Origin of the sequence: Cellvibrio sp. pealriver (assembly GCF_001183545.1) — a bacterium.
Classification (GTDB): Bacteria; Pseudomonadota; Gammaproteobacteria; order Pseudomonadales; family Cellvibrionaceae; genus Cellvibrio.
Window position 1 is genome coordinate 3,443,459 of sequence record NZ_KQ236688.1, and the last position, 13,525, is coordinate 3,456,983.

Annotated in this window: 11 protein-coding genes; 9 read left to right on the top strand and 2 right to left on the bottom strand. The window is 46.1% G+C overall.

Features of this window, described 5'->3' with window-relative positions:
* Positions 1-191 precede the first annotated feature (191 nt).
* The 6 genes from VC28_RS14995 to VC28_RS15020 all read left to right on the top strand — a co-directional run bounded on the left by VC28_RS14995 (position 192) and on the right by VC28_RS15020 (position 7,500).
* Positions 192-1,442 carry an ABC transporter permease gene (locus VC28_RS14995; protein WP_049631357.1) on the top strand — a complete coding sequence of 417 codons (1,251 nt, stop codon included), beginning with the start codon at positions 192-194 and terminating at the stop codon, positions 1,440-1,442.
* Between the two features lie 11 nt (positions 1,443-1,453).
* A complete protein-coding gene (locus VC28_RS15000; RefSeq protein WP_049631358.1) occupies positions 1,454-2,716 on the top strand; it encodes an ABC transporter permease in 1,263 nt (420 codons plus the stop codon).
* 208 nt (positions 2,717-2,924) lie between these two features.
* Positions 2,925-3,653 (top strand): ABC transporter ATP-binding protein, encoded by a 729-nt coding sequence (locus VC28_RS15005; protein WP_049631359.1) that lies wholly within the window; start codon positions 2,925-2,927, stop codon positions 3,651-3,653.
* 68 nt (positions 3,654-3,721) lie between these two features.
* Positions 3,722-4,960, top strand: coding sequence for an ABC transporter permease (locus VC28_RS15010; RefSeq protein WP_049631360.1), 1,239 nt, complete (start codon positions 3,722-3,724; stop codon positions 4,958-4,960).
* A gap of 12 nt (positions 4,961-4,972) precedes the next feature.
* Positions 4,973-6,238, top strand: a complete 1,266-nt coding sequence (locus tag VC28_RS15015; RefSeq protein WP_049631361.1) for an ABC transporter permease — start codon at positions 4,973-4,975, stop codon at positions 6,236-6,238.
* A 188-nt stretch (positions 6,239-6,426) separates the two neighbouring features.
* Entirely contained in the window at positions 6,427-7,500 is a 1,074-nt protein-coding gene (locus VC28_RS15020) for an efflux RND transporter periplasmic adaptor subunit (RefSeq protein ID WP_049631362.1), read from the top strand.
* Between the two features lie 84 nt (positions 7,501-7,584).
* On the opposite strand, the gene VC28_RS15025 is transcribed toward VC28_RS15020, so the two are convergent.
* Together VC28_RS15025 and VC28_RS15030 are read right to left on the bottom strand one after the other, a co-directional pair.
* A complete protein-coding gene (locus VC28_RS15025) occupies positions 7,585-8,346 on the bottom strand; it encodes a hypothetical protein (protein WP_049631363.1) in 762 nt (253 codons plus the stop codon).
* 227 nt (positions 8,347-8,573) lie between these two features.
* Positions 8,574-10,658 (bottom strand): beta-propeller domain-containing protein, encoded by a 2,085-nt coding sequence (locus tag VC28_RS15030; protein WP_049631364.1) that lies wholly within the window; start codon positions 10,656-10,658, stop codon positions 8,574-8,576.
* Between the two features lie 284 nt (positions 10,659-10,942).
* Between VC28_RS15030 and VC28_RS15035 the strand changes: the two genes are divergently transcribed.
* The 3 genes from VC28_RS15035 (at position 10,943) to VC28_RS15045 (ending at position 13,525) form a co-directional block, all read left to right on the top strand.
* Positions 10,943-11,848 carry a MipA/OmpV family protein gene (locus VC28_RS15035; RefSeq protein ID WP_049631365.1) on the top strand — a complete coding sequence of 302 codons (906 nt, stop codon included), beginning with the start codon at positions 10,943-10,945 and terminating at the stop codon, positions 11,846-11,848.
* Between the two features lie 70 nt (positions 11,849-11,918).
* Positions 11,919-12,323 (top strand): DUF3019 domain-containing protein, encoded by a 405-nt coding sequence (locus tag VC28_RS15040; RefSeq protein WP_231591782.1) that lies wholly within the window; start codon positions 11,919-11,921, stop codon positions 12,321-12,323.
* A 44-nt stretch (positions 12,324-12,367) separates the two neighbouring features.
* Complete coding sequence (locus tag VC28_RS15045) at positions 12,368-13,525, top strand: hypothetical protein (RefSeq protein ID WP_156184342.1); 1,158 nt, start codon at positions 12,368-12,370, stop codon at positions 13,523-13,525.

Below are 13,525 nucleotides of genomic sequence, written 5' to 3' on the forward strand. Positions count from 1 at the left end.
TGCTGCCGGAGTTTTTTTTGCTGAACGTGCATACTCTTATGCTTGTTCGTCGGCTCCTTAATCAAGGCGATTGGATTGCTTGTCCTGTTTCCCAAAAAAAAGAAAATTACCGGAAGTGAATCCAATAGGGTTTCACACGCGTCAAATCCCACACGCCTTTACGGTATCACCCGAATCGTTGGGAACTCGCGATGGATAGTTTGCAAGAAATTCTTTTTAGCCTGCGCCAGAACAAGTTGCGTACCGGGCTGACGGCCTTTGGAGTGTTCTGGGGCATTCTCATGCTGATCCTGTTGCTGGGTGCCGGGCGTGGGATGGAAAAAGCGTTTGCTGAAGGCTGGAGCAACGATGTTGCTGATTCCATCTGGATATTTCCCAGCACCACATCCGTGCCCTATATGGGGTTGCCCGTGGGGCGGCAGATCCAGCTAACCCAGTCTGATATGGCTGCGATTCGCCAGCAAATTCCCGGCGTGCGTTTTCTCTCCAGCGAAAATCCGCTCGGTTCTTTTATCAATTCCGATATTTCTATCAGTTACGGCACCAAGTCTGGCAGCTTCGGCGTGCTGGGCGTTGCTGACCAATATTTCAATATCAAGGAAAAAATACGCTTTGATGAAGGCCGCCGGTTGAATGGTTTGGATGAAGATGACAATCGCAAAGTGGTGGTTATTGGTACGCGGGTGAGTGAGCGATTGTTTACGACGCACATAGAAGCCATCGGAAAAGAAATCCAGATCAATGGGATTTCTTTCAAAGTAATAGGGATTTTTTTTGATAAAGGCAATCAAGGGCGAATGTCAGAACGGATTTATATGCCGGTGAGTGCCTTTAAAAAAGCTTTTGGCGGAGGGCAAGATGTGGCGTTGATTACTGTGCGCCCCAAAGAAGGTGTTGATGGAATAAAACTCGAAGAAGATGTGATGGCATTGCTCAAGCAGCGCCACAAAATTGCACCCGATGATGTGCGGGCAATTGAAGCGAGCAACATGGCGCGTGCCGCACAAGATGTGAATGCAATGTTTACCGGTTTGAATATGTTTATCTGGTTGGTGGGAATCGGCACTTTGCTTGCGGGCATTGTGGGTGTGAGCAACATTATGATTATCACGGTAAAAGAACGCACACGTGAAATTGGCATCCGCAAAGCGTTAGGCGCAAATCCGAATTCAATTGTTGGCAGTTTGTTATTTGAATCGGTGTTAGTGACCAGTGTGGCGGGTTACTCCGGTTTGGTATTGGGTGTTGCCATTCTTGAAGGTGTTTCTGCGCTGTTTACCAAAATGAAAATTGAATTGCCTTTTTTTCAGCAGCCGGAAATTGACATAGGCGTTGCCATCAGTGCGCTTGTGTTACTGATTGCCTCTGGTGTAATTGCCGGATTAATGCCTGCGTTGCGTGCAGCGCGTATTACACCAATAGAAGCTATGAAGGCCGAGTAAAGGAGCTATTTATGTTTGATTGGGATAAATGGCAAGAAATTATTACCAGTTTACGCAAACAAAAATTGCGCACCGGCCTCACTGCCTTTGGGGTTTTCTGGGGCATTTTTATGCTGGTGATACTTCTGGGTTTTGGTACCGGTTTTGGAACCAAAATTGAAAATATTTTTGGCGATGCCAAAAGTGTAATACTGCTTTGGCCATCCAACAGCACCCAGCTGGAATACGAAGGTTTGGGCAAAGGCCGCACCATTAAATTTACGCCGGAAGATGTTGTTGCTATTCGTCAATCTATATCCAGCGTGCAAATGATTGATGGAAAAAATAATCTCGGTAGCTGGGGGGCAGCACAATATATTGTCTACGGAAAAGAAAGTGGTTCTTTTGCCGTAATGGGCACCCATCAGGGGTGGGAATCGTTTGAATTTATCAAACTGCATGAAGGCCGTTATATCAATTCCCTTGATGAAAAAGAAAAACGCAAAGTCGCTGTGATCGGAACACGCGTTCAAGAGGTGCTATTTAAAAATGGTAAAAATCCTATTGGGGAATCCATCGATATTGGTGGCGTAAAATTTAAAGTGATTGGTATTTCCAGCTCGCGTGAACCCGGCGATGGAGGGCAGCAAAATAACGGGCGTATTTTTATTCCCAACGAAACCCTGCGCCAGGCATTTAACCAGATGGATGCTTACCAGTTTTTATTTTTTACGCCTGTGCCAGGTGCAGACCCGTTTGCAGTTGAACGCGATGTAAAAACGTTTTTGTACGAGCGTAAAAAAATTCATCCGGATGACAGTGGTGTTATCGGTGGTTTTAATATGGAACAAAATTACCAGCAAAACCGCAGTTTAATAAACGGCATTTTGGGTTTCAGTTGGATGGTTGCAATTGGCACTATCATCGCCGGCGTGATCGGTGTAGGGAATATCATGCTGGTAGTCGTGAAAGAGCGCACGCGTGAAATTGGTTTGCGCAAAGCCATGGGCGCAACACCGATCAATATCAGTGTAATGATTATTCATGAATCGCTCATCATCACCTTGATTGCCGGTTATGCAGGCTTAACGGCAGGCGTGCTGTTATTAGAGGTAATAAAAGCATTACTGGTAAAAATGGGGCAGGGCGATGGCATCTTTGCATCGCCCTATATCGATATCGACATCGCACTCATGGCACTGGTTGTGTTGGTGATCACCGGTGTGTTGGCGGCACTCTTACCTGCAATCAAGGCTGCATCGGTCAATCCCATTACTGCGCTGCAGGACGAATAAGCAGTAAGACCGATAAAATTTTTTTCACTGCCTGAATCCAAAACAATCGGATACACATCAAAGCTAATAACACGGGCAAAATGCGCAGCACACCCGGCACTGACACTTGTCATTAGAGTGTTAAGCCAAAGTAAATAAGCCGGACATTTGTGTGAAAGACTCTAAGCTGTCGGCTTGGGCCCACAGTGTTCAATAACAGGAAGCTACCATGATCAAACTGCATAACATCCACAAGTACTATCACTCTGGCGAACAGCCACTGCATGTACTGAAAGGCATAGACCTGCATATCCGCGAAGGAGAGCTGGTATCGATTATGGGATCTTCGGGCTCAGGCAAATCGACCTTGTTGAATATCCTCGGCATATTGGATACCCATGACCAGGGCGATTATTTTCTTGCCGGGCGTGAAATCAAAAAACTGAAAGAAAAAACCGCGGCGAAAATGCGCAATGAATTATTGGGTTTTGTTTTTCAATCATTCAATTTACTGCCATTTAAAAACGCGACTGAAAACGTTGCACTGCCGCTTTATTACCAGGGCGTGAGCCGCAAAGAGCGCAATTATCGCGCTGAACAATATTTGGAAATGGTGGGGCTTTCACATCGCGCCAAGCATATGCCGAATGAAATGTCCGGCGGACAAAAACAGCGCGTTGCTATTGCCCGCGCGCTAGTCACCAAACCCAAAGTAATTCTTGCCGATGAACCTACCGGCGCACTGGATAGCCAAACTACGCAAGAAGTGATGGCGCTCATGAAAGAAGTGCATCAGCTAGGCAATACCATCGTGATTGTGACCCACGAACAGGATATTGCCGATCAAACCCAGCGCCAAATTATTTTGAAAGACGGATTGATTGTCTCTGGCAAACATCACCATTCCCATGTGGCGGATGACATTGCCGATCAGGATGAAGAAGCGATTTTGGGTTAGAAAAAGTCTTGGCTAAAAAACCGGCGGATCATAAAAATCCCGGATGAAAAAAACTTGGATGAATTGCCATGATTGATAGTTTGCAAGAAATTCTCTACACGCTGCGCATGAATAAATTGCGTACCGGCCTTACTGCCTTTGGCGTGTTTTGGGGAATATTTATGTTGATGCTGCTGCTCGGTGCCGGGCGCGGTATGCAAAATGGTGTGTATGAAGATTTTGGTTCGGATGTATTGGATTTTATTGTGGCTTACACCGGCACTACATCGGTCGCGTACAAAGGTATGGGGTTGGGGCGGCAAATCCAGTTGACGCTGGATGATGTTGAAGCGATCAAACAACAAATCCCGGGCGTGCGTTTTATTGCTGCAGAAAGTACCCGTGAAGGTGTTTCGCTTGTATACGGGCGTAAGAATGCGAGCTTTTCGGTGTTGGGCGTACCCGATGAATATTTTGATGTGAAAGAAAGTATTCCGTTTAACATCGGGCGCAAAATTAATCCGCTGGATGAACAAGAGCTGCGCAAAATTGCGGTGATTGGCACCGTTGTTGCCGAACGTTTATTTGGCAAAGACGTTGATCCGATCAATAAAGATATCCGTGTAAACGGTGTGATGATGAAAGTCGTCGGTGTGTTTTATGACAAGGGAAACCGCGGCCGCGATTCTGAACGCATTTACATTCCCCAGCCGACTTTTCAAAAAATATTTGGTGAAAGCAACCGCATAGGCGCGATCTGGTTGCGGCCGGAATTAGGTTTGGATGGTTTTGAGCTGGAGAAAAAAGTCATCGAATTATTGCAGCGCCGCCATTCGGTTTCTCCGGATGATAAACGCGCGGTTCGCTCCTTCAATATGGCGGAGCCAGCCAAAATGGTGAATGGATTATTTTTTGGTATTAACGCGATTATCTGGTTCGTCGGTTTGGGAACGCTCATGGCCGGTATTGTGGGTGTGAGCAATATCATGATTATCACGGTGAAAGAGCGCACACGCGAAATTGGCATCCGTAAAGCACTGGGTGCAACACCTTTTAATATTGTGGGCACTTTGTTGTTTGAGTCGATTATGGTTACCAGTATTGCCGGTTATGCTGGCTTGGTGATGGGGGTCGGGTTAATCGAATTAATATCGTTTGCACTAAATTCGGTGGGTGCACAATTGCCGTTTTTCAAAAACCCGGAAATCAATTTTCAAGTAGCGGTAACGGCAATTATTTTACTGGTCGCGATTGGTGCCCTTGCAGGGCTAATGCCTGCGGTGCGCGCGGCGAAGATTATGCCCATCGAAGCGATGCGCGCGGAATAACAGGAGCCACTGATGATTATCGATACTGAAAAGTGGCACGAGATTTTTAAAACACTCGGCCAACACAAACTGCGCACCGGCCTTACTGCATTCGGGGTTTTCTGGGGCATTTTTATGCTCACTTTATTGCTCGGTGCAGGCAAGGGTTTGGAGAACGGCGTTAACGAAGGTTTTCCGCGTGTACCCAATATTGTGTGGGTGTGGGTGCAAGGCAATACGCAGCTGCCTTATCAAGGTATGCCGATTGGCAGGCAAATCCAATTTAAACCGGAAGATGTTGCCGCCATCGAAAAAAATGTGCCCAGCGTTGGTTTTATCCGCGGACAAAACTCTGTGGGTATCTGGAGCGGAACGCCTCCCTACGCAGTGCATAAAGACAAAAACGGAACATTTTTTGTGGAAGGCATCCACGCAAAAATGGAAAACATCAACTCATTGCGCATGATCCTCGGGCGCAGCATTAATGAGTTTGATGATCGTGAAAAACGCAAAACAGTGATCATCGGAACCCGTGTACGCACGCAATTATTTGCAGAGGGTGAAGATCCGATTGGGGCAGACATCACCATCAACGGCATCAGTTTTAAAGTGGTGGGTGTATTTGAATCCCTTGCCAATGGCAACCAGCAACAAGAAGAAGAAAAAATTTACATCCCTAACGATACGCTGCGTTATGCGTTTAATCAGGTGGGTTGGATTGGTAGTTTTGTTATCCAACCAAAACCTGGATTGCATGCGCGTGTCGCAGAAGAAGATGTAAAAAAATATCTCGCGGAACTTAAAAAAGTCGATCCAAATGATGTAGGTGTATTTGGCAGTTTCAATTTACAAAATGAGTTCGACAAGATTGAAGGTTTGTTTACCGGTATTACGGTTTTCAGTTGGGTAGTTGCGATAGGCACCATCATGGCGGGCGCGATCGGTGTGGGCAATATTATGTTGATCGTAGTGAAGGAGCGCACACGTGAAATCGGTTTGCGTAAAGCGCTGGGCGCAACACCCAATTCGATTATCGGCATGATTGTGCAGGAATCCATTTTTATTACCACGGTTGCAGGGTATATGGGCTTGGTAATAGGCGTGCTGATTTTAGAAGGTGTAGGGCAACTATTAGAAGCGGGTGGCGGTAAAGCAGGATTTTTCGGCAAGCCGGAAGTGGATTTTGCAACCGCGTTTAGTGCATTGGTGGTGCTGGTTATTTCCGGATTACTCGCATCAATGTTGCCTGCTGCAAAAGCCGCAAGTGTTAACCCTATAGTGGCGTTGCAAGATGAATAATTTTTACAAAAAGTGTGTGGCACGGTATTCGGAGTAGAGGACAGAGTTTGGTTTAAAACCATATGAGGCATGGATGCCGATTTGAGCCTACAAGGATGTATTTACGGCGTGTTTTAAACTGAACTCCGTCCTCTACAAAACTGATTAAACGATCTAAATATTTTTTAGCAATAGTAAAGAAGGACACCATGAAAAAATTTATTGGCTATGCAGTGTTAGTATTGATCGCAGTTGTGTTTATTGGCACGGCGGTGTTCTTGTACAACAAATCCCAAGAGAAGCCGGTCACCTATACATCGGATGCCGTATTCAAAACCACCATTATCAAAAAGACCGTAGCGGTAGGTAAAGTAATTCCTCGCCGCGAAGTGGAAATTAAATCACAGGTCTCCGGTGTGGTAGAAAAACTCTATGTCGTTGCCGGTCAGAACGTGAACAAGGGCGATATTATCGCCAAGATCACACTGGCACCCAACATGGTGATGCTCAACCAGGCCGAGTCGCAACTGGAAACCGCCAAAATCAATTTGCAAAATGCGACGGTTGAATTTGATCGCCAGAAAAAACTGTTTGCCGATAAATTAATCTCAGCTTCGGAATACAACAAATTTTTGTTGAATTACGACCTGCAAAAAGAGGCCGTGACCTCAGCAGAAAACAATTTGTTACTGATGAAATCCGGTGCGACCAAAAAATCGGACAAAGTATCCAACATGATTCCAGCAACCGTCACCGGCATGATTCTGGATTTGCCTTACAAAGAAGGTGCATTCATTGTTGAAACCAGTTCGTTCGGTGCAGGTACTACCATTGCGACCCTGGCCGATATGAACGACATGATTTTTGAAGGCATGGTAGATGAATCCGAAGTTGGAAAAATCCGCGAAGGCATGGAACTGGTTCTGGATGTAGGCGCACTGGAAGGCGAACCCTTTACCGCTACACTGGAATACATTTCTCCTAAAGGTGTAACCGACCAAGGCACTATTAAATTCCAGATCCGCGCAGCAGTAAAACTGAGCGAAAAACTATTCCTGCGCTCCAACTACAGCGCCAATGCAGACATCGTATTGGACAAAAAAGAAAACGTAGTAGCGATCAATGAAGGCAACTTGATCGTAGAAGAAAAAGCACAATTTGTAGAAGTAGAAACTGGTCCACAAAAATACGAAAAGCGTGAAGTCAAAACTGGCATTTCCGATGGCATCAATATCGAAATTCTGGAAGGCTTGAAAGAGGGCGACAAGATCAAACACCGCTAATAACAGCCATTTAAAAATGGCTTAATAAAAAAGAGCGGCATAAGCCGCTCTTTTTTATGGAATAACATTTTTGATAAGAGAAAATTATTTTTTAGTTGCCGAAATTTCCAATCCCATTAAATAAATAGTAGTAGTCCCTTCAAAACCGGAATCGGTTCCAACCAGTACCCACAGGTTGCCTTTATCATCGGTTGCGGTGGTGTAGGCACCTCGTTCAGTTGTCAGTGTTTTCTTTTGGTAAGTGGTGACCACGTCGGTCGCGCTGCATTCCTGGTGATTGGCAAAATCGCCTGCGATAATCGCATCGCTGCCGCCAGCGGCTTGATTGCCTTTATCCCAGTTCAATAACAAAAATCCGGTTCCGTCATTAACGGCTTTAGGTTCATTTTTGGTTGCGCCCACTTTTATCCACACACTATTGCCAGGCGAGCCGCCAATACCCATGCAATTATTCTGTGCGTTGGTGCCAAAGGTCACTTTAAAGCGCAGATCGTAACGGGTGTTCGGTTCAAGCCCTTCCACTTTTTTAGTGGCAAACATAAACAAATCATCGCTGTGATTGTTGCCGGTAATTTTTAGCCCTTTGCGTTTGGTATCCAACGCAGCGGGTAAATTACTGTAGCTGTGTCCTAACTCATAAAAGGTTTCTTCACCTGATGGGTAATCTGCAAAACCAACCTTCCAGCCGGTAATGCCTTCATTAAAATCAATCTGCAACATTTTGGTATTGGGATCAGATTTTAAATCATCGCTGTCGCTGCCACAGGCACTGAGTAAACCAACAAGTGGCAGGATGAGCAGGGATTTTTTCAGTAAACCGGTATTGATAAATGCAGGTATTTGCATGTTGGACTCCAGATAGCATCGTCAGGGTTTGATGGATTTCACTGGATGGATTGTGTGCGCAAGCGCAACAGTAATCTGTGGGGGATATGTAGTGAGTCGTAAAAAATTGTAACTGGCAAAGTGCAATGGATATTTTTAACAATAACAATCTGGCACGTTTTATCAGCTTGGCAAAATAAAAAAGCCCGGCTATTAAAAAATAGCCGGGCTTTTTTATTTACGGGTAATTATTTGCTCTCTGCTTTTTTCCACGGGCTGGCGATGACATCCGGGCCGTGTACATAGAACAATGCATCGTCGTGCATGATGCCGCGGTCGTTGCCGCTCCACAGTGGATATTCATTTACACCAAGACTTTCGCTAACCAGTGTGCCGACATAATCGAGCGATACTTTGTTAGTGGTGAGGCCATTGATTTCAAATTGGTACAGGCCTGTATCTACCCAGCGGCTGTAAGCATATTCGGGGCCTTTGACTTCTTCGTATTGGGTAATCGGTAAGGTAATACGGGTTTGGTCAGCGCTTGCAGAGAGGAACGAGAGTGCGCGGTGATCGTAAAGTGCATCGCTCCAACTGTAGCTGCTACCGAAAACATGCTTGCTGATTTCGGCAGGTGCTGCAGGGTTGCTAATATCGTAGAGCGATACTTTTACGCCGGTTGCAAAACCGTCATCGTTGGTTTCATTACCGAGTGCGAAAACATAGTTGTCACCAATTGGATGCAAGTAGGTAGAGAAACCGGGAATTTCCAATTGCCCTGCGATTTTTGGATCAACCGGATTGGCAAGATCCAATACGTAAAGTGGATCTTTGCGTTCAAAAGTCACCACAAACGCTTTGTCGCCATTAAAACGCACACCAAAAATATCTTCGCGTGGTTTACCGATAGTTTCAGGACGGTTTTTATTGGGCAACTGCGCAACCACTTCCAATTCACTGCGACCGGATACTTTTTTCAACACACTCAAGCGATGGTCAGGCTCGCCAGTTTCGCCGTAATTGGTGGTGAGGATGCGCAGGTGATTGTTGTATTCATCCATGCGGAAGGAGGGCGCACTCCAACTCAACACACCTTCAACCGAACCGGTTGCGGAATAATCGACGCCGCCATTGGTGAGTGCAAATTGATGAACCACCGTGAAGCTCTGCCAATTTTCCCATTTGCTGTAATCAGAGCCACCGAGATACAAATTGTTGGTGGAACTGTAAATGCCTTCGGCGTTGCCGTTGACACACACAGATTCAACCAATTGTTGCGTTGCTAAATTAATTGCGGTGATGTTAATCAACGTCAGGCTGCCATCGGTTTTTTCTGTGGTAGCTGGGATCATGCAACCATTGGCGCTATTCAAGGGTTGCGGCGTGCCGTTGTTGATCGAATATTCCGGCAGTAATTTTTCAACACTGGTTTGTGCAATTAATTTCTCGTTGGCAATTTTGGCTTCTGCTGTATCGGCAGCGTAATCAAGCGTCGCAATATGGGGTACAAAACTGCTGATCACATAGAGCGTGTTGCCAATTTTGCGCGTGCCAAGCAAATCACCATCAATTGCCAATGACCAGGTTTTTGTCGGTGTAGTCGGTGTGCGTACATCGTAAAGGGTGATGTCGATACCGTTATCCATTTGATAAGGCCAAATGGATGCCATGCGCGCTTTGTCGGCATCATCAACTACCAATGGCTTGCCGTCGGTTGAGACATCGTTGACGACTTTGTCGGTGAAGGCGATGAAATCCCAGGAACGGCGAATAGTGGCAAGGCCGGTAGTGTAAGGAGTCGCGCCCTGTGCGCTATCAACCAAATACATTTCAGACACGTTGCCCCAATGTTCGGTATCGAGCGGTGTAATGCTGACTTCAGTTGTGCTTGCGCTCGCGTGGTTGGTAGCGATGATTTTTAAATTGGTGACTGGATCACCACTGGAGTAATCCACCGGCGTGGCGAGGTAAATATATTTACCATCGTATTTCACGCTGTCGGCTTCATCCACACCATCCACCTGCACATTGGTGCCGGAAAAATTGCCGCCGGATTTGCTATTGGCTGTGGTATTTACCACCGCTGTTTCGCGGATCATCATGCCGTAGCTTTGGTTATCGCGCAGGGAAACGCGCAAACCATTTTTAATCAGCTCCGCCAACTCACTGGCAGATGCCTGGCGCAAGGTTCCCGGCTCAATGTTGCTGGCATTGAGCTTGGAGTAATCGGTATTGGTGGGCTGCTCTTTCTGGATATTCGACTGCGAATTGTTGCCACCACCACAAGCCACCAGTGGCAGGCTGAGCATTAGCAATTTAATCATGGGTTTCATACAGCAACTCCTTTAACTTACCTATTAGACTTATGATTTGTATGGGTAGACTTGCGATTTTGTACGGGCTTGGCGCTTGCTGTTATCCTAAACACAGTCTTATGGCAGAATCTGTAATGGATACGCACCAAATTGTAATAATTTGTAACCTGCCTGTTAGTTGGTTAAGGCATCTACAATTCATTACAACACTTATGTCTCTGGTCGTTTATAAATAAGCTGTGTGTTCTCTTTGATGCTCTACGCTTTCTTTTTCTCTATATCTATTTTGGCAACCCGTTGATATGACCCTGATCCGCCGCTTGCTTGCGCTGCTTGTGCCCGTAGTTTTCTCGCCCTTGCTGGCGAGCGCTACCTGCATGTCTGGCGAAGAGGACTGTGTCGAGGTAGGCAAGTGGGATATCAGCCTGGGTATAGGCGCGGGTGTGCGCACCAATCCTGTGGAAGATGCAGCGGATATTCCGTTGGTGTTGATCCCGCAAGTGAATTACAACGGCGAACGCTTTTTTATCCAGAATCTGGATTTTGGCGTGATGCTGTGGGAGAACGAGCATCAACAACTGAATCTTTTGGCCACGCCCGGTTATGACCAGGTATTTTTCCATCGCTGGAGCCCAAGCAATTTCTTTTTGGATTCCAATGCATTGGTTTCCTCAGGCAATAAAGGCGGCGACAGCGAAGAACTGCCCACGATAAATCCTGGCGATAAAGAATTTGTCGGGCCGAGTTTTAATGATTTGCGTCAGCGCCAATTACGCAACCGTCGTATGGCCGGTCTGGCGGGATTTGAATACAGCATCAATGTCGGTGAGTTTGATATCCAGGCGCAGTACCTGAGTGATTTCACTGGCATCCACGATGGTGATGAAGCGCGTATTTCGCTTGCCAAACATTGGTCAAGCGGCCGTCACCATGTGATTACTTCGGTAGGTGCTATCTGGCAAAGCGACGAGGTGATGAATTACTACTACGGCGTTACCTCTGCAGAGGCAGATGAGCGCGGTGTATATGAAGCCGATGCGGCCATCTCGGCGATTGCGCGGCTGGATTGGAATTACCAACTGACTGAACGCTGGGATTTGCGTTTATTGGCGAGTTATCGCCGTTTACCCAATGAAATCTCGGACAGTCCACTTATAAACGATAATAAAGTGATCACGGTTTTTGTTGGGGGGGTGTACCATTTCTGATGGGTACCTGCTGAACGCACGCGCGTCATTACCATTGGCTTCGCGTATTTCTCTGGTGACTTTATTTCTGATGGCCATGCCATTGGGAAGCTATGCGCTCGCCGACAATATTCCCGCCCATTATCCCCAAAGTGCCAGCAACTCATCATTACCGCTTATCCAATTTTCCATCAAGCCGCGCTTGTGTGTATTAAACGCCGGTGAAGAAGTCTGCCGCGATGAGCTGGAAGTAAAGTGGTTATCGGAAGAAGCGCGTTCGCTCTGCTTATACCAATCCGGTAAAACCGATGCCCTGCGCTGTTGGGAAAATGAAACTCATGGTGAATACCAATTTGAATTAGCGGCAAGTGCCAGTACCGATTTCCAGTTACGTGAAACCAACACCGGCACGGCCGTAAGCGACCAGCGTTTCCAAGTGGTCTACAATGACAAAAAATATCGCCGCGCACGGCGTAATCCCTGGAGTTTTTTCTAGCAATTACCCCAGATAACCCACGGACTTTCTATAGGGTACTCAACATGTTGCAAAGACATATTTCCGCAATAATTTTCTGCCTGTTTTTTATAGCTACGCCAGCGTTTGCCCAAACCGCTTTGTTTCATATGCAAGGAGAGGCGGGCGATAGGGAAATGTATTTTGCAGATTTTCGGGTGGTTTCAGACAGAACCCCGATCAATATGATCTTTGGCCCTGTCAGCGTAAAAGAGTTGGATGTAACCGCAGTTTATGAAAATGAAGCCAAACCGGAATACGTTGTCATGCGTTTACAGTTTGAGTGCATGGTTAAACATACCTTTGATGGAAAAAATATTCCCAAGCAGCCGGGTTTCAATGATCCGGTCACTATGCGCATGGCGGAAAATAGTTACATGCTGCGCCGATCAGATCTAAAAAGTCAGGCAGTACCCAGCAGTGAATGGAAAAAAACAAATTCACCCATGCTACTGAAAGCCGCAAAAATCGCCTGCAATGATGATGTGATGCATGCTGCTGTCAAAGCGGCGCTGAATAAAAACACCAAGCAATTTGAAATGGAAAAATTCAATAACCAAATAAATAAAATTGGTCTGCCATCGGATTTTTATATGGTTAGCTATTCCACCGCCCCTGAATTTTTAGATTTTGCATGGCAGGTAGCTTGGTGGCCGAAAAAGCGTCCTGATCCAACGGGTAGGTGGTCAAGTTATCCTACAAAAAAAGAATGGGCTGAGTATCAGAAAAAAATGGCGGAATTGCAAAATAGCATTCAATCCGTAGCACAGACCATGAAAGAAGATTTGGAAGCGAACCTTAGCGAGATGCAAGCCGAGTTTGATTTTAAGGACGAGGCTGCAAAAGTTCAGGGCAAGCGAAAACTGAATCGTTATGAAGTAAATTTAATTCAGGTTTGGCTTGGCAAAACAGAAGCAGAGGTAGTGAAAAAAATGGGTAATCCCATGGTCAATGAAGCGGGCAACATGCGCTTTTTGGATTATGAAAATGAATTTAGTAATAAAGCGGTAGTTGTGAATATGAAATCTGGTGCGGCGTGGGAAGAAGGTATTTATTCGCGCTGTAATTTCCAGTTCATTTTTATTCCCGATAAAAATTCGGCTTGGCGTGTTGCCGATGTCCGCGTATGGGCCAGTGGCGATGCCAGCTTTACCTGTAGTGGTTTTGCGGAAGTTCCGGATTAA